This window comes from Leifsonia xyli subsp. cynodontis DSM 46306 (assembly GCF_000470775.1).
Classification (GTDB): Bacteria; Actinomycetota; Actinomycetes; order Actinomycetales; family Microbacteriaceae; genus Leifsonia; species Leifsonia cynodontis.
Window position 1 is genome coordinate 592,907 of record NC_022438.1, and the last position, 16,924, is coordinate 609,830.

The window sequence follows — 16,924 nt, forward strand, 5'->3', positions numbered from 1 at the left end:
GCAAGCACACGAGCATGGCTCTATGAGCGAACCGCTGCCCGCCGCCCTCCGCCGCGAGCGCATGCTCGAACTGATCGGGCGCGCGGGCTTCGCGCGGGTGGCCGAACTGAGCGAGGCGTTCCAGGTCTCCGATGTGACCGTCCGCACCGACCTGGACGCACTCGACGCGCAGCAGAGCATCCGCCGGGTCCACGGCGGCGCCGTGCTGCGCGGCAGCGGGACGCGCGAGCCGAGCTTCGAGGAGGCGCTGGCGTCCTCCGCCGACGAGAAGCGCCGCATCGGCCTCGCCGCGGCGGCGCTGGTCGAGCCCGGCAGCAGCGTCCTGCTCGACGTCGGCACGACCACCGCTGCGATCGCCCGCGCTCTCGCCGACCGGGAAGACCTGGAGGGCGTCACGGTCCTCACCAACGGCCTCACGATCGCGCTGGAACTCGAGCGCGCCATCCCGCGCTTCCAGGTGATCGTCACCGGGGGGACGCTGCGGCCCCTACAGCACTCGCTGGTCGAGCCGCTCGCCGCGGTGCTGCTGGAGCGTGTGCATGCGGACCTGGCCTTCATCGGCTGCACCGGTGTGCATCCCCTCGGCGGCGTGACCAATGTGAACCTGCCGGAGGCCGATCTCAAGCGGGCGATGGTGGGCTCGGCCACCCGCGCGATCGCCGTCGCCGACGGCGGCAAACTCGGCCGCGTCCATCTCGGCCGGATCGCCGCTGTCGACGAGTTCGCCGGGCTCATCACCGGCGAGACGGCGGGCGAGTCCGCGGTCGCAGCCCTCCGGGCGACCGGACTGGCTGTGACCGTCGTGTGAGCCTCCGCCGGGGCTTGCGGTGAGCAGCGGCGTGGCGTCTCGTCCGCCCCGTCGCAAAGGGAGGAGAACCGGCCCCCTTGCCTCCGTTTTCTCCTCCGTTCCCTGCCTCCACCCCCACTGCCAGCCGTGATCTCCTCCGTTTCCGACGGGCGACGGAAACGGAGGAGAACAGGGGACGGGAGGGGCCGGATGTCGGGAAAGGGAGGAGATTCGCGAGGATACCGGCGAGAACTCTTCCATCTCCCGCGGGTGCGGGTACGGGGTTGTGAGGCTGAGGAGAGGGGGAGCGGGCAGCACAGCTAGCTCTCAGACCGTGCCAGTCGCCGCCGCCAGCTCATCCCCTGGGACGCCTTGACCGTGCAGATGACGAGCAGCATCCATCCCGACTCCACGAGGATGCTGCTCTCGAACACGCTCGTGACGAGCAGCGCGACGAGCACCAGCGGCGCCCAGGCGTAGACGACGCTGCGCCGGGCGGAGGCGAGCAGCCAGGAACGCACGAACGCGAGGGCGACCAGCACGATGAACAGCAGCAGACCGATGACACCGACCTGGAGGTAGACGTCGAGGTAGGCGTTGAGCCCGTTGGGGTGGTACATGCCGGTCGCGGCCTGGATCGCGCTGAAGGGGTACAGATCGGTCGGCCACCCGCCCACCCAGCCCCAGCCCACCGACTGCTGCACCGGGATGAGCTCCCAGATCTGGAGCCACAGCTGGTAGCGCACCTGGAAGTCGGCTCGTGCGTTCAGCAGGTCGATCACCCGGATGCGGGAGAGGTACGCGGCGACCAGCACCGCGACCGTGAACAGCGCGAGCCCCCACTGCGCGTAGCTGCGTGCGCCGGCCGGGACTTTGCGGATGCTGTACAGCGCCAGGGTCGCCAGGCCGACGACGACGGAGACGGCTGCGATCACGGGGGAGTGGGCGAACAGGAGGCACAGCGCCGCCAGAGCGATCGAGAACGCCGCGAGCTGGGGCCGGACCGAACGCGTCCGCAGTTCCACCAGGAAGGTGACGAACGCGATCAGAGCGACGATGCTCAGCTGATTGCGGGTGCCGAAGAGACCTTGGATGGGTCCGCCGGACGCGATGTTGCCCAGGATGCCCAGGAAGCGGATGGGCATGTCGAGCAGGAGCCCGCTCAGGACCTCCAGGGCGAGGGAGACTGTCAGCAGCACCCGCAGCGCGTCGCCGACGACGCGCACGATCTGGATGGCGTCGCGCACCAGGGCGATGTAGACGGCCAGGAACGCGAACAGCAGCTGGTAGAGGACGGCTCCGAGCGTCGCCACCTGGTACTGGCTCCAGAAGAACGACAGGGCGCACCAGCCGGCGAACACGAGCGCCGAGACCGGCAGCAGGCCGTGCCACTCGATGAGCTTCCACTGCGCGGAGAACGACAGCGCGGCGAGGACCACGAGAGCGCTGAGTGCGCCGATGAGCCCCGGCCAGCCGATGACGGCACGGATCGCGTGCGTCGAGAACCCGACGATGACGCCGAGCAGCGCGAGTGTCGAGGTGAACCGGGCCGATCCGAGAAGCTCGACCACCGCGGCCGGGACCGGGGTTCGAGAGGGTGCGGCCATAGCTGAATCCTACGGGGCGGTCTGCTTGGTCTTCACCGCGAGCACGACGAGCAGCGCCCAGCCGCCTTCGATCAGCATCCGGCTCTCCGCGAAGCTCTGGGCGAGCAGAGCGGCGAAGAGAAGCAGGGGGAGCAGGGTCAGCGCGGTGTGTGCTTGGTCGTCGCGGACACTCGTCCGCGGCCGGTCGACGGCACGGAACCACGACCGCCACAGTGTGCTGACGGCGAGCAGGACGACGAGCGCCAGCCCGACGATCCCGAGCTGCATCCAGACGTCCAGCCAGGCGTTGTGCGCCTGCAAGTAGACCACGCCGTTGCGCTTGGCGAGGTCGCTGAAAGGCTCGGTCCACGGCGCCCAATAGCTCACCCAGCCCCAGCCGAAGACCGGCCGCTGCTGCGCGAGACCGATCACCCTGTCCCAGATGTCGAGCCGTCCGGTCAGATCGTCGCTTTTGCCCAGCAGGGCCGGGAGGCGGGAAGCGAACAGCGCGAGGCTCGCCGCGCCGACGGCGACCAGCGCGGCGGCGCTCAGGTAGACCGGGCGGCGGCGCTCCGGCCCCGCTCGGCGGGTCCAGAGCGCGAAGCAGAGCACCACGGCGGTGAACGCGGTCGCGACGATGACCGTCGATGACCGCGTGAGCGCGAGGGTGAGCGTTGCGACGACGATCCAGGCGATCGCGCTGCCGCGGCGGGCGGCGCGATCGGCCAGGCGGACGCCGAACACGATCAGCGCCAGCAGCGCGATCATCGCGAGCAGATTGCTGTTGCCCACGATGCCCTGGATCTGGCCGCCGTGGAGCAGCAGATCGCGGCTCCAGTAGAATGCCGACGGCAGCTTTCCCGCAGGGAGGGGCTGCATCGGCGTCAACGGCAGCACCGGCCGCCGGACGAACACGGCGACGATGAGCTCGAACAGCAGCGACAGGCCGAGGATCCAGCGGAACGCGTTCGAGAGCGCGGTCAGCAGCGCCGGCCAGCCGAGGCACAGGGCGAGGAACAGCGCGCTCGCCGTGGTGGCGAGCTGTGCGAGGACGCCGAGGGCGCTGGCCCCCGGATACGCGGACCACGCGATCGACAGCACGGCGAGAGCCAGGAAGAGCCCGAGGGGCTTGGGGAGTGTACGCCAGCGGACGGCGGTCCGTGCCCGCACCAGCAGGACGACGCTGCCCGCGGTGAGCAGGGCGGCGAGCGCGAGGTAGCCCGGCCAGCCGATGAGGTTCCGCCAGAAGTCGCCGGCGAACAGCGTGAAGAGCAGCAGTGAGGCGAACACGAGGACTGCTGTCCCCGAGCTGTTGCGGGCGGCGTACACGCGCGCGGCGAGCGAGGGGTTCGGGCTGCCCATCCCGGAAGGATAGCTCACGCGTTCGGCGTGGCGACGAACAGGGTGCCCGCTCCGGACGAGACCGACAGCGTGCCCTCGTCGGCGGTCGCCACCGCCGCCTCGCCGCGCGTGAGCCGCAGGCCGCCCGTCGCGCCCTGCACCTCCGCAGCGCCGGCCGTGCAGAGCACGATCGCGGTGCCCGGCAGCGTCACCTCCGTCGCCGGCGTGTCCGCACCGATCTCGATCCGGTACAGCCGGAAGTCCGCCACGTCCGGCACGAACTCCTCGACACCGGGCGCGGGCCGTTTCGCGGTCATCGGGGTGGCGGCGAACGGCGCGAAGTCCAGGATGCGGACGAGTTCGGGCACATCCACCCGCTTCGGTGTCAGACCGCCGCGCAGCACATTGTCCGAGGCGGCCATCAGCTCGATCCCGAGACCGCGCAGGTAAGCGTGAATGTTTCCGGCGGGCAGGTAGAGCGCCTCTCCCGGCCGGAGCGTCACGCGGTTGAGGAGAAGGGCGAGCACGATGCCCGGGTCGCCGGGGAAGGCTCGGGCGAGCATCCGAACCGTGTCCGCGTCCGCCCCCTCGGCCCTCTGCGCCGCGTCCGTCACCGCGCTCACGAGCGCCGCGACCTCGGGTGTCCCGCCCAGCAGCCACTCCGTCGCCCGGCGGAGCGCTTCGGCCGGCTCGCCGTCGAGGGTTCCGGCGAAGGCGGCGACGCCCGGGTCGCTGCCGGCCAGGCGCTCCAGCGCGGCGCGGCTGTCGGCGGGCTCCCGGAAGCCGCACAGCGCGTCGAACGGGTCGGACAGTGCGAAGATCATCTCCGGTTTGTGGAACGGGTCTTTGTAGTTGCGCTCGGGGGAGCCGGGGGCGAGCCCCTCGGCGTTCTCGCGCTCGAATCCGGCGCGCGCCTGCTCGGACGACGGGTGCGCTTGCAGCGACAGGGGACCTGCGGCCGCGAGGACCTTCAAAAGATAGGGGAGCCGCCCGGCCGTCTCCGGCCAGTGCGCCAGGTCGGCCGACCCGCCGGCCTCCGCCGGGTCGAGGATGCGCGCGGGGGAGCCGGGATGCGCGCCCAGCCACAGCTCGGCCTCCGGGCCGCCGCTCGGTTCGGTGCCGAGCAGGCCTGCGATCGCCGTGGTCGACCCCCACGCGTAATCGCGGGGCTGGTTGCCGATGCGCACAAACATCTTTCGTCGTCCCTTCCCGATCGTTAGACCAAACTACCAATCGTTTTGTCACGCCCGGGTGTCGTCTCTAGGCTGGCGCTGTCTCAGTCCGATCGGACGCAAGGAGAACAGATGGCCTCCCGCCCCCTCGCCAGCGACTTCTACGGCTTCGAGAGCCTCCTCGCCGAGCGCGAGAAGGAGTTCCTCGCGAACCTCCGCGCTTCACTCGAGACCCATGTCAAGCCGGTCGTCAACGAGTACTGGGAGCGTGCGGAGTTCCCGCCCGGGATCATCGAGGTCCTGCACCGCGCCGGCGTGATCGGCCTTGGTTTCGCGGAGACGGCCCCGTTCGAGAATTCGGCGGTGTTCCGGGGCTGGGTCGCGCTGGAGCTGGCCCGTGTGGACGCCTCCGTGAGCACGTACGTCGGCGTCCAGAACGGTCTGGCCCTCGGCACGATCGGCGTCTGCGGTTCGCCGGAGCAGCGTGCCGAGTGGCTGCCGAAGCTGGCCAGCGGCGAGGTGCTCGGGGCGTTCGGGCTCACCGAGCCCCTGTCGGGGTCGGACTCGGCGCAGGGCCTGCGGACGGTGGCCGTGCGCGACGGCGACGACTGGGTCCTGAACGGATCGAAGCGCTGGATCGGCAACGCGACCTTCAGCGACATCACCGTGATCTGGGCGAGGAGCGCCGAGGACGGCCAGGTCAAGGGCTTCATCGTTCCCACGTCCACTCCGGGCTACACGGCCACCAAGATCGAGGGCAAGCAGTCGCTCCGGATGGTGCAGAACGCGGACATCGCCCTGGAGAACGTGCGTGTGCCGGAGTCGCTGCGGTTGCAGAATGCGAACAGCTTCAAGGACACCGCCGCCGTGCTGCGGCTCACGCGCGCCGAGGTCGCTTGGGCCGCTGTCGGCGTCGCGGTGGGCGCCTACGAAGCCGCTCTGGCCTACAGCAAGGAACGCGTGCAGTTCGGCAAACCGATCGCGAAGCACCAGCTCGTCCAAGATCTCCTGGTTCGCTCCCTCGGCGACATCACCGCCTCGATCGCGCTGTGTGTACGCGTCTCGCAGATGCTCGACACGGGCGAGCAGCGGGACGAGCACTCGGCGCTGGCGAAGGCGGTGGCGACCGCCCGGATGCGCGAGATCGTCGCCCGCTGTCGCGAGGTGCTGGGCGGCAACGGCATCGTGATCGTCTACGACGTCGCCCGCTTCTTCGCCGACGCGGAGGCGCTCTACTCCTACGAGGGCACCCGCGAGATGAACACCCTCATCGTCGGCCGTGCGATCACCGGAGAAGCGGCGTTCGTCTGATCCTCGCCCCGGGCTCGTCCGGCGCTGCTCGGCGGGGGCGTTCAGCTGGGAAGCCGCTTCGGTGTCAGCCGCCTCGCAGGCTTCCTCTCGCACTGCCTCACGCTCAGCGCGATGCCGCCGTCCGCGCGTCCAGCGCGAGAAAGATAGTGTGGGCTGATCGCAAGACAGCAGTGGCAGGAGGGCATCCGTGGCGTGGTTGGTGACCGGGGGGGCTGGCTACATCGGCGCCCATGTGGTGCGGGCGTTCCTGGCCGAGGGGATCGATGTCGTCGTGGTGGACGACCTTTCCAGCGGACACCGGGAGTTCGTGCCGGCGGGTGTCTCGTTCTACCGCGGAACGATCCTCGACGGGGGCCTGCTGGAAACGGTGTTCTCCGAGAACCGCATCAGCGGCGTTGTGCATGTCGCCGGTTACAAATACGCCGGCGTGTCCGTCCAGCGGCCGCTGCACACCTATGAGCAGAATGTGACGGCCACCGCTGTGCTGCTCGCCGCGATGCAGGAGGCGGGGGTCGGCTCGATCGTCTTCTCGTCGTCGGCGGCGGTCTACGGGACGCCGGAGGTGGAGCTCGTCACCGAGGACACCCCGAAGAACCCGGAATCGCCGTACGGGGAGTCGAAACTGATCGGCGAGTGGCTGCTGCGCGACCAGGGGGTCGCCCGGGGTCTGCGCCACACCTCGCTTCGGTACTTCAACGTGGTCGGCTCAGGCGATCCGGCGCTGCGCGACACGAGTCCGCACAATCTCTTCCCGCTCGTCTTCGACGCCCTGGTGGCGGGCCGTATCCCCCGGATCAATGGCGACGACTACGCGACGCCCGACGGCACCTGCGTCCGCGACTACATCCATGTCGCCGATCTCGCGGTCTCGCACGTCGCGGCGGCGAAGCGGCTGGAGGCGGGGGAGGACATCCGGCCGGTCTACAATCTCGGCAGCGGCGATGGCGTCTCGGTCGGTGAGATCATGGCGACAGTGGCCGATGTGACGGGCATCGACTTCACCCCAGAAGTGGGGCCTCGACGCCCGGGCGACCCGGCGAGGATCGTGGCCTCGGGCGAGCTCGCGGCGCGCGATCTCGGCTGGACGATGAGCCATTCTCTCGTCGAGATGGTGCGCAGCGCCTGGGCAGCGCGCCAGGCGGTCTCCTGATCGCCGGCTCGACGGGTGGCCGGTCCGGGTGTGTCGCTGATTGTTGGCGGACATCGGCGCGTCGTAAACTCTCGACCAGCGATCAAGGCTTTACGATTCGCGACTTGACGGACGCGAATGACAACGGTGTAATTATTGCAGTGCATTAAAAATGCGTGCTTTTACAGTTCAAAGGCGGGGAGACCGATATGACAGTTCCTGAATATCGTTCTGGGGTGCCCGACGACTGGTTCATCGATCCGGTGCGCCTCGGGGTCCCGGGAGTCCGGGCGGGCGCCGACGACGACAACCCCCTCGCCTGGCAGACCGACGCCCTGTGCGCCCAGACGGACCCGGAGGCGTTCTTCCCCGAGAAGGGCGGCTCCACGAGGGATGCCAAGCGCATCTGCTCCTCGTGCGAGGTCCGGGCGCAGTGCCTCGAATACGCTCTCGCGAACGACGAGCGGTTCGGGATCTGGGGCGGCCTCTCCGAGCGGGAGCGCCGCAAGCTCCGCAAGCGCGCCGGCTGAGCCGAATCCGCGCCGCGCCCGAGACGCTACCGGGATCAGCGCACCCCCCATTTAGGCTGACTCCCGATGTATCCGAGAGTCACCGCCATCATCGTCGCCCAGAGCGGCGGGCCCCGCCTGCAGCGCACTCTCGACGCCATCGCGGCACAGTCCCGTCAACCGGATGCCGTGATCGCCGTCGACTGCGCCAGCGTGGACGATGCCGTGCGGCTGCTCACCGAAGCGAATCCGACCCAGCTGCTCAGCGTGCCCGAACGCATCCCGTTCGGCGAGGCCGTCGCGACCGCTGTCCGCGTGCTCCCTCCGGCGACCACGGCGTCCGAGACGCTCTGGCTGATCGCCCAGGACACCGCCCCCGAGCCAGAGGCCCTCCGATCCCTGCTCGCCGCCCTCGAGGTCTCGCCGTCGGTGGCGGTCGTCGGGCCGAAGCTCGTCGACGACGACGACCCGGCCTTCATCCGTGAGTTCGGCGAGACGATGACCCCGTTCGGCGCCTCCGTCCCGCTCGTGGAGAACGAGCTCGACCAGGCCCAGCACGATCGCCTCAGCGATGTGCTCGCGGTCTCCTCGGCCGGGATGCTCGTCCGGCGGATCGTGTGGGAGAGACTGGACGGCTTCGACCCGGCCCTCCCCACGGTGGACGACGGCCTCGATTTCTGCGTCCGTGCCCGCCTGGCCGGCTTCCGGGTGACCCTCGTCGCCCCCGCCCGTGTCGCCCTGCGCGGCGACGGCATCGCCGGACCGAACCTCTCGCCGAAGTGGACGGTCCGCCGCCGCCTCGCGGGGGAGCGTCGGCGCGCGCAGCTCCACCGGCGGATGGCCTATGCGCCCGGCTGGGCTGTCCCGCTGCACTGGCTGACTCTGGTTCCGCTCGCTATCCTGCGCTCTCTCCTCCGGCTGCTCCGCAAGGAGCCGGGCTCCGTCGGCGGCGAGCTCGGCGCGGCCTTCCGCGTGGCGTTCTCGGGCACGGCGGTCGGCGACGCCCGGCGCCGGCTCGCCCGCGCCCGCTCGGTCGGCTGGGCGGCGGTCGCCCCCCTTCGCCTCCCGTTCTCCGACATCCGGCGGATGCGTGCGCTCAAACGCGAGGCCGCGCTCGTCGGTCAGCAGGGCGAGCGTCAGGACCTCGACTTCTTCGGAACCGGCGGCGGCTGGACGGTCTTGGTGGCTCTCATCGTCGGTATCGCCCTCTTCTTCCCGCTGATCGGCTCCGGCGCGGTGAGCGGCGGCGGTCTCCTCCCGCTCGGCAGCTCCGTCGGCCAGCTCTGGGCGAACCTGGGCTACGGCTGGCGTGACCTCAACCTCGGTTTCGTCGGCGCCGCCGACCCGTTCTCCGCCGTTCTCGCCGTCCTCGGCACGATCACTTTCTGGCAGCCCTCGGCGGCCCTGGTCGGCCTCGTCCTCCTCGCCATCCCCCTCGCCGCGCTCGGCGCCTGGTTCGCCGCCGCCCGGATCACCGCTCGCGCGACGCTGCGGGCCTTCGGCGCTTTCGCTTACGCGCTCGCGCCGACGCTGCTCGTCGCGCTGCTGGACGGCCGCCCGGCAGCCGTTCTGGCGCATGTACTCTTGCCGTGGCTGTTCTTCGCGGGGCTGGCGGCGCGGCGATCGTGGGCGTCCAGCGCGACGACGGCGCTGATCGCCGCGGCGACGGTCGCCTGCGCGCCCGTGCTGATCCCGGCGCTGCTGGTCGCGTGGGCCGCCGCGATCGTCTTCGCGGGCAGGGGCGCCGCGCGGATCGCGCTCATCCCCCTGCCTGCGGCCGTGCTGTTCCTGCCGCTTGTGGCGCAGCAGGTCTTGCGCGGAGCGTGGCTCTCGGCGCTGGCGGACCCGGGGCTCCCGGTGGACGCGCGTCAGACGCCGGCCTGGCAGCTCGCCCTCGGTTTCCCCGACGGCACGCTCGGCGGCTGGCACGCGCTGGCCGGACACCTGGGTCTGCCGGTTGCCGGGCCGAACATCCTGGTGCCGATCCTGCTGGCTCCGCTCGGTGTTCTGGCCGTCCTGGCTCTGTTCCTGCGCGGGACCGTGCGGGCGACCGTCGCTCTGCTCGTCGCGCTCGCCGGCTTTCTGACCGCGGTGGCCGCCCTGCGCATCGAGGTCGCCGTGCAGGGCTCGACGGCGATTCCCATCTGGCCGGGAAGCGCGGTGAGCCTGTACTGGCTGGGGCTGATCGCCGCCGCCGTCATCGGCCTGTCGGCGCTCGGCCGGGGCGCGACGGCGCCCGTGTGGGTCGCGATCGCCACGCTCGCGCTGGTGGCCGTTCCGTTCCCGGTGGCGTTGCACTCCGGGAAGGCCGCGGTCGCCGGGAGCGACGGGCGAACGATGCCCGCTGTCGTGACCGCGAAGGCAGCGACGCAGCCGCGCACAGGGACGTTGCTGCTGACACCGCAGCCGGACGGCGGTATCCGAGCGGTCGTCGTGCGCGGTTCGGGGGCGACCCTCGACGCGCAGACGACCCTGGGCTCCACGCGGCTCGCGCTCACCGGCGCACAGCGCGAGCTGGCGACGCTCGCCGGAAACCTCGCCTCCCGCAGCGGCTTCGATCCGGCGCCGCAGCTCAAGAGGCTCGGGATCGACTTCGTCCTGCTGGCACCCTCGGCAACGGCGATCGCCCAGACCACCGCCGACACGGCGGCCGGGCAGGCGACGCAGAGCCGCACCGCGGTCGCGATCGACGCGAACCCCGTGCTCGCGTCGGTCGGCGAGACTGCGTCCGGCCGGCTGTGGGCGTTCGACCGCGGGACCTCGACGGTGCCGGCCGCAGCGCAGATCCCGGAGAACGCGGGCGGGATCTGGCGACTGCTCGTGCTGCTGGCGCAGGGGATTGTGTTCGGCGCGACACTGCTGATGGCCATCCCCACGGTGCGCTCGGCCGACCGGGTCGCCGAGCTCATCGCCCGGCACTCGAGCGGCCCGGGCGATCAACCGGGCGTGGATGAGCCGGATGCGGTGGAGCCGGACGATGAGCCGGAGCCGGTCGCGGAGGCCGATCCCTCGATCGCCGCCGAGACGCTGGAGGAGTGGGAAGCGGAGCCCGAGGATGAGGCCGTCGTGGAGTCCGCCGACGAGGACGAAGCGCGGGCTGCGTCCGAGCAGGAGGCGCGGGAGCCTGAACCTGCGGTCGACCCGCTGCCGGAGCCGAGCCTCCGCCCCGCTCCGCACACCGGCGGGCGGGCGGACTTCGTCTCCGACGCCCGGGCCGCGTGGGCCGCCGCCGGTCCGGTCACGATGCTCGAAGCCGGACTCGAGGAGACCATCGTCCCAACCCGCCCCGCTCGGGGAGGCGACCGTGGCTGATCGGCGCAGGATCGCGACCATCGGAGGGCGCACGGCGAGCGGCCTCATCGGCCTCGGCGTCGCCGTGTTGGCGGTGGCCGGTGCGACGCTCCTCCCGCTGCCCCAGCTCGCCATCGGCGTGCCCGTGCAGACCGTGCGGCCCGTGCCGGCCGACCAGCAGCGCGTCTGCCCCGGCCCGGCTCTCGAGCTGGCCGCCGACGCGGGCGCGGCCACGGAGGCGAGCGCGATCGGCGAGGCCGCTGTCGCCTACGGGACGGACGGCCCCGGCGCCGAGACCCGGCGACTGAACCCCGACGCCGAGACGAAGCTGTCGTCGCAGGCGCCCCTGGCGGTGGCCGTCTCGACACCGGACGGTTCCACGACGCCGCCGCTCTTCGCCGGCGCGCAAGTGCAGACCGTCTCCTCCCCGGACACCGCCGGGCTCGCCGCGGCGTCCTGCAGCGAGCCGACCGCCGATGCCTGGCTGGTGGGCGGCTCGACCGCCCTGGGGCAGACGAGCCTGGTGCTGCTGTCGAATCCGACCTCGGTCGATGCCGACGTCGCCCTCACGATCTACACCGAGACCGGGCGGGTGGACGCGCCGGGAGCCACCGGTGTCGTCGTTCCGGCCGGCGCGCAGAAGGTCGTCGCGCTCTCGGGCTTCGCCCCCTCGGCCGCTGCCCCGGTCGTCCACGTCACGGCCACGGGCGGTCAGGTCGCTGTCAGCCTGCAGCAGAGCTTCGAGCAGGGCATCCAGCCGCGCGGCGTCGAGCTGACCGGTCCCACCGGCGAGCCGTCGCGGACCCAGCGCATGACCGGCGTGACGATCGCGAGCATCGCTGCGGTCACGGCGGCGCAGTCCGCCGAGAGCGTGGGCGTGGAGTTCCCGGTCGTCCGCATCCTGGTCCCGGGAGACAAAGACGCCAAGCTGACCATCGGCGCGGTCGGGGAGGCCGGGACGGCGGCGGGGAGCTCGTACGCCCGGACCGTGAAGGCCGGGAGCGTCGCCGAGATCCCGCTCGACCACCTCAAAGACGGCAGCTACACCGTGACTGTGCAGTCCGACGTGCCGATCGTGGCCGCGACCCGGACCTCGGTCATCGGGTCGAAGACACGCGACTTCGCCTGGTTCGTCTCGTCCGCGCCCCTCAACGGCTCGCAGTTCGCCGCCATTCCGGGCGGGCCCTCTCCGGTGCTGCACCTCGCGAACCCGGGGGAGGAAGACGTGAAGGTCACCATCCAGGGCGAGAGCGGCGCTCCGATCGCGCTGACGGTTCCGGCCGAGGGCGGAGCGAACCATGTGCTTCCGGCAGGCAAGTACACCCTCGGCGGAGTCGGCGGGCTGACGGCGAGCGTGAGCTTCGCCGCCGATGGGGCGTTGAGCACGTTCCCCCTCAACCCGCCGGGAGCTCTGGCCACGCCGATCGCGGTCTACCCGAACTAGGTGTGCTGCTCAGGGACGTTGGTTGAGGTGTGACGCGATAGATGGGTGAGGACCTCCCGGTCGAGAGTGGGGCTGTCTAGTTTCCCTGCACTCGATGACTTAGGAGGTCCTCGTGACCCACGCTAATGCTGCTTTGACTCCTCGCGAATGCCTCCGCCTGGCCCGCCAAGTCGTCGACGACGGCTGGTCCGTTGCTGCGGCGGCGACCTACTTCCGAGTGTCCTGACGCACCGCGGACCGATGGGCTCGTCGTTACGTGGAGATGGGCGAGGCGGGAATGCTGGACCGTTCGTCACGGCCGCATCACAGCCCGAACAAGACCCCGCGAAGACTGGTCCGCAAGGTCGTGCATCTGCGGTGGAAGAAGCGGCTGGGACCAGTCGGTATCGGCGCCCAGCTCGGCATGCCCGCCTCGACCGTTCACACGGTCCTCTCCCGGTGCCGGATCAATCGGCCCAGCCACGTCGACGTCCGCACCGGCGAACCCGCCCGCCGCTACGAGCACGAGCATCCCGGATCGATGATCCACGTCGACATCAAGAAACTCGGCAACATCCCCGACGGTGGCGGCTGGCGCTACGTCGGACGTCTCCAGGGAGAGCGGAACAAGGCCATCACCGCGAAGCGGACCGGGAAACACGGGATCACCGGCGACATGATCACCGGCACAGCGTTCGTTCATACCGTCATCGACGATCACTCCCGTGTCGCTTACGCCGAGATCCACGACGACGAAACCGCCGCCACTGCAATCGCTGTTCTGCGTCGAGCGGTCGGCTGGTTCGCCAGCCGTGGCGTCACCGTCGAACAGGTGCTCTCCGACAACGGCTCCGCATACCGCTCATACGCCTGGCGCGACGCTTGCGCCGAGCTCAGCATCCAACCGAAACGCACCCGGCCCTACCATCCGCAGACGAACGGCAAGATCGAACGCTTCCACCGCACCCTCGCCGACGGCTGGGCATACGCCCGGCACTACAACTCCGAATCAGCCCGCCGCAACGCACTCCCGGCCTGGCTGCACTCCTACAATCACCACAGGCCCCACACCGCCATCGGCAGCCAGCCACCCATCAGCAGATTGACCAACGTCCCTGAGAAACACAGCTAGCACGCGCTGGTTGAACGCGAGCCAGCTCAGCTCGCGGTCGAGGTAGCGGTTCTCGGCCAGCGTCGAGTCCGGTTCGTACAGGAAGGGCGCGAAATCGTCGTCGAAATCGCCGCCCAGGCTTCCGCCGAGCCCCGTTTCGAGAAGGCTGTTTTCCAGAGTGTACTCGCCGTCCATGCCCCCATCATGTCACTGAGCGGAGGCACCCGTCACGGTGCTGTGCGAACGGTGGAGAACCCCCGTTCAGGGCCGGGTTGTGGAGGGAAGCCGGTCGTTGTCGTCGTCGTACACATTGAACCGGTAGCCCACATTGCGCACCGTCCCGATCAGCGATTCCAGATCGCCGAGCTTTGCGCGGAGGCGCCGCACATGCACATCCACCGTGCGGGTGCCGCCGAAGTAGTCGTAGCCCCACACCTCGCTGAGGAGCTGCTCACGGGTGAAGACCCGCGAGGGATGCGTCGCGAAGAAACGGAGAAGCTCGAACTCCTTGAAGGTCAGGTCGAGCTGGCGGCCGTGCGCCTTCGCCGCGTAGCTGGCCTCGTCGATGGTGATCCCGGAGGCCTGGATCTTGGTTTGGGAGCGCTCCTGGGTCTGGCGTCCGATCGCGAGCCGGATGCGCGCGTCCACCTCGGCGGGGCCGGCGCTGTCCAGGACGACATCGCTCGCCCTCCAGTCCGCGCTGACGGCGGTGAGCCCGCCCTCCGTGAGGACGAGCAGCAGCGGGACCGGGACACCGGTCGTGGTGAGGATCTTGCACAGCGATTTGGCGCTCGCCAGGTCGCGGCGCGCGTCCACGAAGATAAGGTCGCAGCTGGGGGCGCTGAGGAGCGAGGCCGGTTCGGCAGGGATCTGCCGGGTGCGGTGGCTGAGGAGCGCGAGCGACGGGAGCACCTCGGCACCGGGTGTTGAGGTGAGAATCAACAGCTGCGCCACCCGTACCTCCTCGCCCTTTGTGTGTGCGGCCATGCTACCCGAAAGGACCGCGCGAGCCATCGGACGCCGAACCGGGCAGAATGGGGGGGATGAGCGACACGCCTCCCGGCCCGCCGGGCCCTCCCGCCGCGGACGGCCCGCCGCCGCTCTCCCGGTTCGCCGTCGTGCTCAGCGTCGGGGCCGTGTGGGCGCTCGCGCTCGGGTTCGGGCTCCTGATCGGCGCGCTCTCCGAGCCCGAAGACGATGCCTCCTGGCTCTCGCTCGCGCTCGGCGTGTGCGTCCTCGCCTCGTTCGGCGCGCAACTCGCGACGCAGCAGAAGGATGGCTTCGTGAACCGGCTGGCGGCCACGCTGACCGGTAGCTTCGTCATCCTGTGCGCCACCGGCGCGATTCTCGGGCTCACCGCGCTCGGTCACTGAGTAGACTGGGCGTATGCTCGTCGCTCTCGAACTGTTCTTCATCGGCCTGCTGGACCTCGCCACCCTCGCTATCCTGGGTGTCTCCGGTGTCGTGGTCTACAACCTCTTCCGCGGACAGCGCTGATCGCGGACCGTCGCCGAGTATGATCGAGATCCCCACCGACCTCCCGGCCGAACTCGTTCCGCTCTCCTGGCTCATCGGCGTATGGGAGGGCACCGGCGTGCTCGACTATGCGATCGGCGACGAGCACACCGAGCGCGAGTTCGGGCAGCGCATCGGCTTCAGCCACGACGGCCAGGACTACCTCTCTTACTCCTCCACCGCGTGGCTGCTGGACTCCGATCGCACCCCGCTGGCCGTGGAGTCCGGCTATTGGCGGCTCAGCCGAACGCTCATCGAGGGCGACGCCGGCCCGGGGATGCTGCCGGGTGTCGGCCCCCACCCGTTCGGGACGGCGCAGTCGGTGGAGGCGTTGCGTTCTTCGCACGGCGGCTTCGACATCGACGTCTCGATCGTCCACCCGGACGGGGTCAGCGAGCTCTACATCGGCCGAGTGAACGGTCCGCGGATCGATATGGCGACCGATGCCGTCGTGCGCACGGCGGGCGCCAAGGAGTACACTGCCGCCACCCGCCTGTACGGGCTCGTCGAGAACCACTTGCTCTGGGCCTGGGACATCGCCGCGCTCGGCCAGGAGCTGCGCACGCACGCCTCGGCACGCCTCGCCAAGGCCGGATGAGCGACGGGAGCGCCACGATGACGGCCTCGCCGTTCCTCGGTCTGCCGGGCGCCGTCGGCGCTGACGGCGCCGGTGTCCCCGCACACTACGGGAGCCCGCTCGCCGAGCAGCGCTCCCTGGTCGGCTCCGACGCGATCGTGGACCTCTCCGACCGTTCGGTGCTGAGCGTCGCCGGTCCCGACCGGCTGAGCTGGCTCCACTCGCTCACAAGCCAGGCGCTGACCGGCCTGCGGCCGGGAGAGTCGTCGGAGACGCTGCTGCTGGACACCGCCGGCCGCCTCGTGTACGCCGTCCGGCTCATCGAAGACGGCGAGACGCTGTGGCTGCTGGTCGACCGGCCGGAGGCGGAGGGGCTGCGCGTGTGGCTCGACTCGATGCGGTTCTTGCTGCGCGTCGAGGTCGCGGATCGGACGGCCGCATTCGCGACGATCGGCACGCTCGGCGAGCCCCCGCTGCCGGTCGCGGCGCCGAACGGGGTGCCGCTGGTGTGGCACGATCCGTGGCACGCCGTGACGCCCGGCGGACACCAGTACGCGCGGGGCGATCATCCCGGCGCGGGCTGGAGCTGGAGCGAGCGGCTCGTGCCGCGGGAGGCGCTGGCGTCGATCGCCTCTCGGGCCGGGTCGGGCGAGCTGACCGTGGCCGGGACGCTCGCCGCCGATGCGCTGCGGATCGCGGCCTGGCGTCCGCGGTTCGCGACCGAGGCGGACGAGCGGACCATCCCGCACGAGCTGGACTGGCTGCGGACGGCGGTCCATCTGAGCAAAGGCTGCTACCGCGGTCAGGAGACGGTCGCCAAGGTCCACAACCTCGGTCACCCGCCGCGACGCCTCGTCATGCTGCACCTGGACGGCTCGGAGGGAGTGCATCCCGCTCGGGGCGCCGAGGTGAGCCTCGACGGCAAACCGGTCGGGACGGTCACCTCGACCGCTCTGCACTACGAGCTCGGGCCGATCGCGCTCGCGGTGGTGAAGCGCGCCACGCCCACGGCGGCGACGCTGACGGTGGACGCGCTCGGCACTCCGGTGCCGGCTGCTCAGGAGGTCGTCGTGCCGCCGGAGGCCGGCGCGGCGGCGCAGGTGCCGCATCTGCCGCGGCTCGGAGCGGTGACGCGCAGATCGCGCGGCTGAGCCGCCACCTCTTCCGGGGGC

General features: G+C 70.7%; 13 protein-coding genes and 1 pseudogene. 10 read left to right on the plus strand and 4 right to left on the minus strand.

What is annotated here, in order from left to right; translation table 11 throughout:
• The first annotated feature begins 22 nt into the window (after positions 1-22).
• Complete coding sequence (locus tag O159_RS02800; RefSeq protein WP_021754249.1) at positions 23-808, plus strand: DeoR/GlpR family DNA-binding transcription regulator; 786 nt, start codon at positions 23-25, stop codon at positions 806-808.
• A 299-nt stretch (positions 809-1,107) separates the two neighbouring features.
• Here O159_RS02800 and O159_RS02805 read toward each other — a convergent pair whose 3' ends face one another.
• The 3 genes from O159_RS02805 to manA are packed head-to-tail and all read right to left on the minus strand — an operon-like array spanning position 1,108 to position 4,907.
• Positions 1,108-2,394 (minus strand): exopolysaccharide production protein, encoded by a 1,287-nt coding sequence (locus O159_RS02805; RefSeq protein ID WP_021754250.1) that lies wholly within the window; start codon positions 2,392-2,394, stop codon positions 1,108-1,110.
• Between the two features lie 9 nt (positions 2,395-2,403).
• The gene (locus tag O159_RS02810) at positions 2,404-3,735 is read right to left on the minus strand and encodes an O-antigen ligase family protein (protein ID WP_021754251.1); all 1,332 of its coding nucleotides are present in this window, start codon (positions 3,733-3,735) and stop codon (positions 2,404-2,406) included.
• A gap of 14 nt (positions 3,736-3,749) precedes the next feature.
• Entirely contained in the window at positions 3,750-4,907 is a 1,158-nt protein-coding gene (gene manA / locus O159_RS02815) for a mannose-6-phosphate isomerase, class I (RefSeq protein ID WP_021754252.1), read from the minus strand.
• 111 nt (positions 4,908-5,018) lie between these two features.
• Between manA and O159_RS02820 the strand changes: the two genes are divergently transcribed.
• The 6 genes and pseudogenes from O159_RS02820 to O159_RS02845 all read left to right on the plus strand — a co-directional run bounded on the left by O159_RS02820 (position 5,019) and on the right by O159_RS02845 (position 13,681).
• On the plus strand, positions 5,019-6,197 hold the full coding sequence (locus tag O159_RS02820; protein WP_021754253.1) for an acyl-CoA dehydrogenase family protein: 1,179 nt from the start codon (positions 5,019-5,021) through the stop codon (positions 6,195-6,197).
• 187 nt (positions 6,198-6,384) lie between these two features.
• A complete protein-coding gene (gene galE / locus O159_RS02825; RefSeq protein ID WP_021754254.1) occupies positions 6,385-7,347 on the plus strand; it encodes a UDP-glucose 4-epimerase GalE in 963 nt (320 codons plus the stop codon).
• A 188-nt stretch (positions 7,348-7,535) separates the two neighbouring features.
• The gene (locus O159_RS02830; protein WP_081689799.1) at positions 7,536-7,856 is read left to right on the plus strand and encodes a WhiB family transcriptional regulator; all 321 of its coding nucleotides are present in this window, start codon (positions 7,536-7,538) and stop codon (positions 7,854-7,856) included.
• A gap of 66 nt (positions 7,857-7,922) precedes the next feature.
• Complete coding sequence (locus O159_RS02835; protein ID WP_021754256.1) at positions 7,923-11,147, plus strand: glycosyltransferase; 3,225 nt, start codon at positions 7,923-7,925, stop codon at positions 11,145-11,147.
• Positions 11,140-12,570: a DUF5719 family protein gene (locus tag O159_RS02840; protein WP_021754257.1), complete on the plus strand. Its 1,431-nt coding sequence runs from the start codon at positions 11,140-11,142 to the stop codon at positions 12,568-12,570. Before O159_RS02835 ends, O159_RS02840 begins: the two co-directional genes overlap by 8 nt.
• Positions 12,571-12,682: 112 nt before the next feature.
• Positions 12,683-13,681, plus strand: a pseudogene (locus O159_RS02845) (IS481 family transposase).
• 240 nt (positions 13,682-13,921) lie between these two features.
• On the opposite strand, the gene O159_RS02850 reads toward O159_RS02845, so the two are convergent.
• Entirely contained in the window at positions 13,922-14,614 is a 693-nt protein-coding gene (locus tag O159_RS02850) for a response regulator transcription factor (protein ID WP_021754259.1), read from the minus strand.
• A gap of 89 nt (positions 14,615-14,703) precedes the next feature.
• On the opposite strand from O159_RS02850, the gene O159_RS02855 reads away from it, so the two are divergent.
• The 3 genes from O159_RS02855 (at position 14,704) to ygfZ (ending at position 16,903) form a co-directional block, all read left to right on the plus strand.
• Complete coding sequence (locus tag O159_RS02855) at positions 14,704-15,033, plus strand: hypothetical protein (protein WP_021754260.1); 330 nt, start codon at positions 14,704-14,706, stop codon at positions 15,031-15,033.
• A 143-nt stretch (positions 15,034-15,176) separates the two neighbouring features.
• A complete protein-coding gene (locus O159_RS02865) occupies positions 15,177-15,773 on the plus strand; it encodes a nitrobindin family protein (RefSeq protein ID WP_021754261.1) in 597 nt (198 codons plus the stop codon).
• On the plus strand, positions 15,770-16,903 hold the full coding sequence (ygfZ, locus tag O159_RS02870) for a CAF17-like 4Fe-4S cluster assembly/insertion protein YgfZ (RefSeq protein ID WP_021754262.1): 1,134 nt from the start codon (positions 15,770-15,772) through the stop codon (positions 16,901-16,903). Before O159_RS02865 ends, ygfZ begins: the two co-directional genes overlap by 4 nt.
• Positions 16,904-16,924 lie beyond the last annotated feature (21 nt).

Coding starts and splice junctions, on each gene's coding strand:
- O159_RS02855 (WP_021754260.1), top strand. CDS start 14,704: ATGAGCGACACGCCTCCCGGCCCGCCGGGCCCTCCCGCCGCGGACGGC.
- O159_RS02830 (WP_081689799.1), top strand. CDS start 7,536: ATGACAGTTCCTGAATATCGTTCTGGGGTGCCCGACGACTGGTTCATC.
- O159_RS02800 (WP_021754249.1), top strand. CDS start 23: ATGAGCGAACCGCTGCCCGCCGCCCTCCGCCGCGAGCGCATGCTCGAA.
- ygfZ (WP_021754262.1), top strand. CDS start 15,770: ATGAGCGACGGGAGCGCCACGATGACGGCCTCGCCGTTCCTCGGTCTG.
- O159_RS02805 (WP_021754250.1), bottom strand. CDS start 2,394: ATGGCCGCACCCTCTCGAACCCCGGTCCCGGCCGCGGTGGTCGAGCTT.
- manA (WP_021754252.1), bottom strand. CDS start 4,907: ATGTTTGTGCGCATCGGCAACCAGCCCCGCGATTACGCGTGGGGGTCG.
- O159_RS02865 (WP_021754261.1), top strand. CDS start 15,177: ATGATCGAGATCCCCACCGACCTCCCGGCCGAACTCGTTCCGCTCTCC.
- O159_RS02810 (WP_021754251.1), bottom strand. CDS start 3,735: ATGGGCAGCCCGAACCCCTCGCTCGCCGCGCGCGTGTACGCCGCCCGC.
- O159_RS02835 (WP_021754256.1), top strand. CDS start 7,923: ATGTATCCGAGAGTCACCGCCATCATCGTCGCCCAGAGCGGCGGGCCC.
- O159_RS02820 (WP_021754253.1), top strand. CDS start 5,019: ATGGCCTCCCGCCCCCTCGCCAGCGACTTCTACGGCTTCGAGAGCCTC.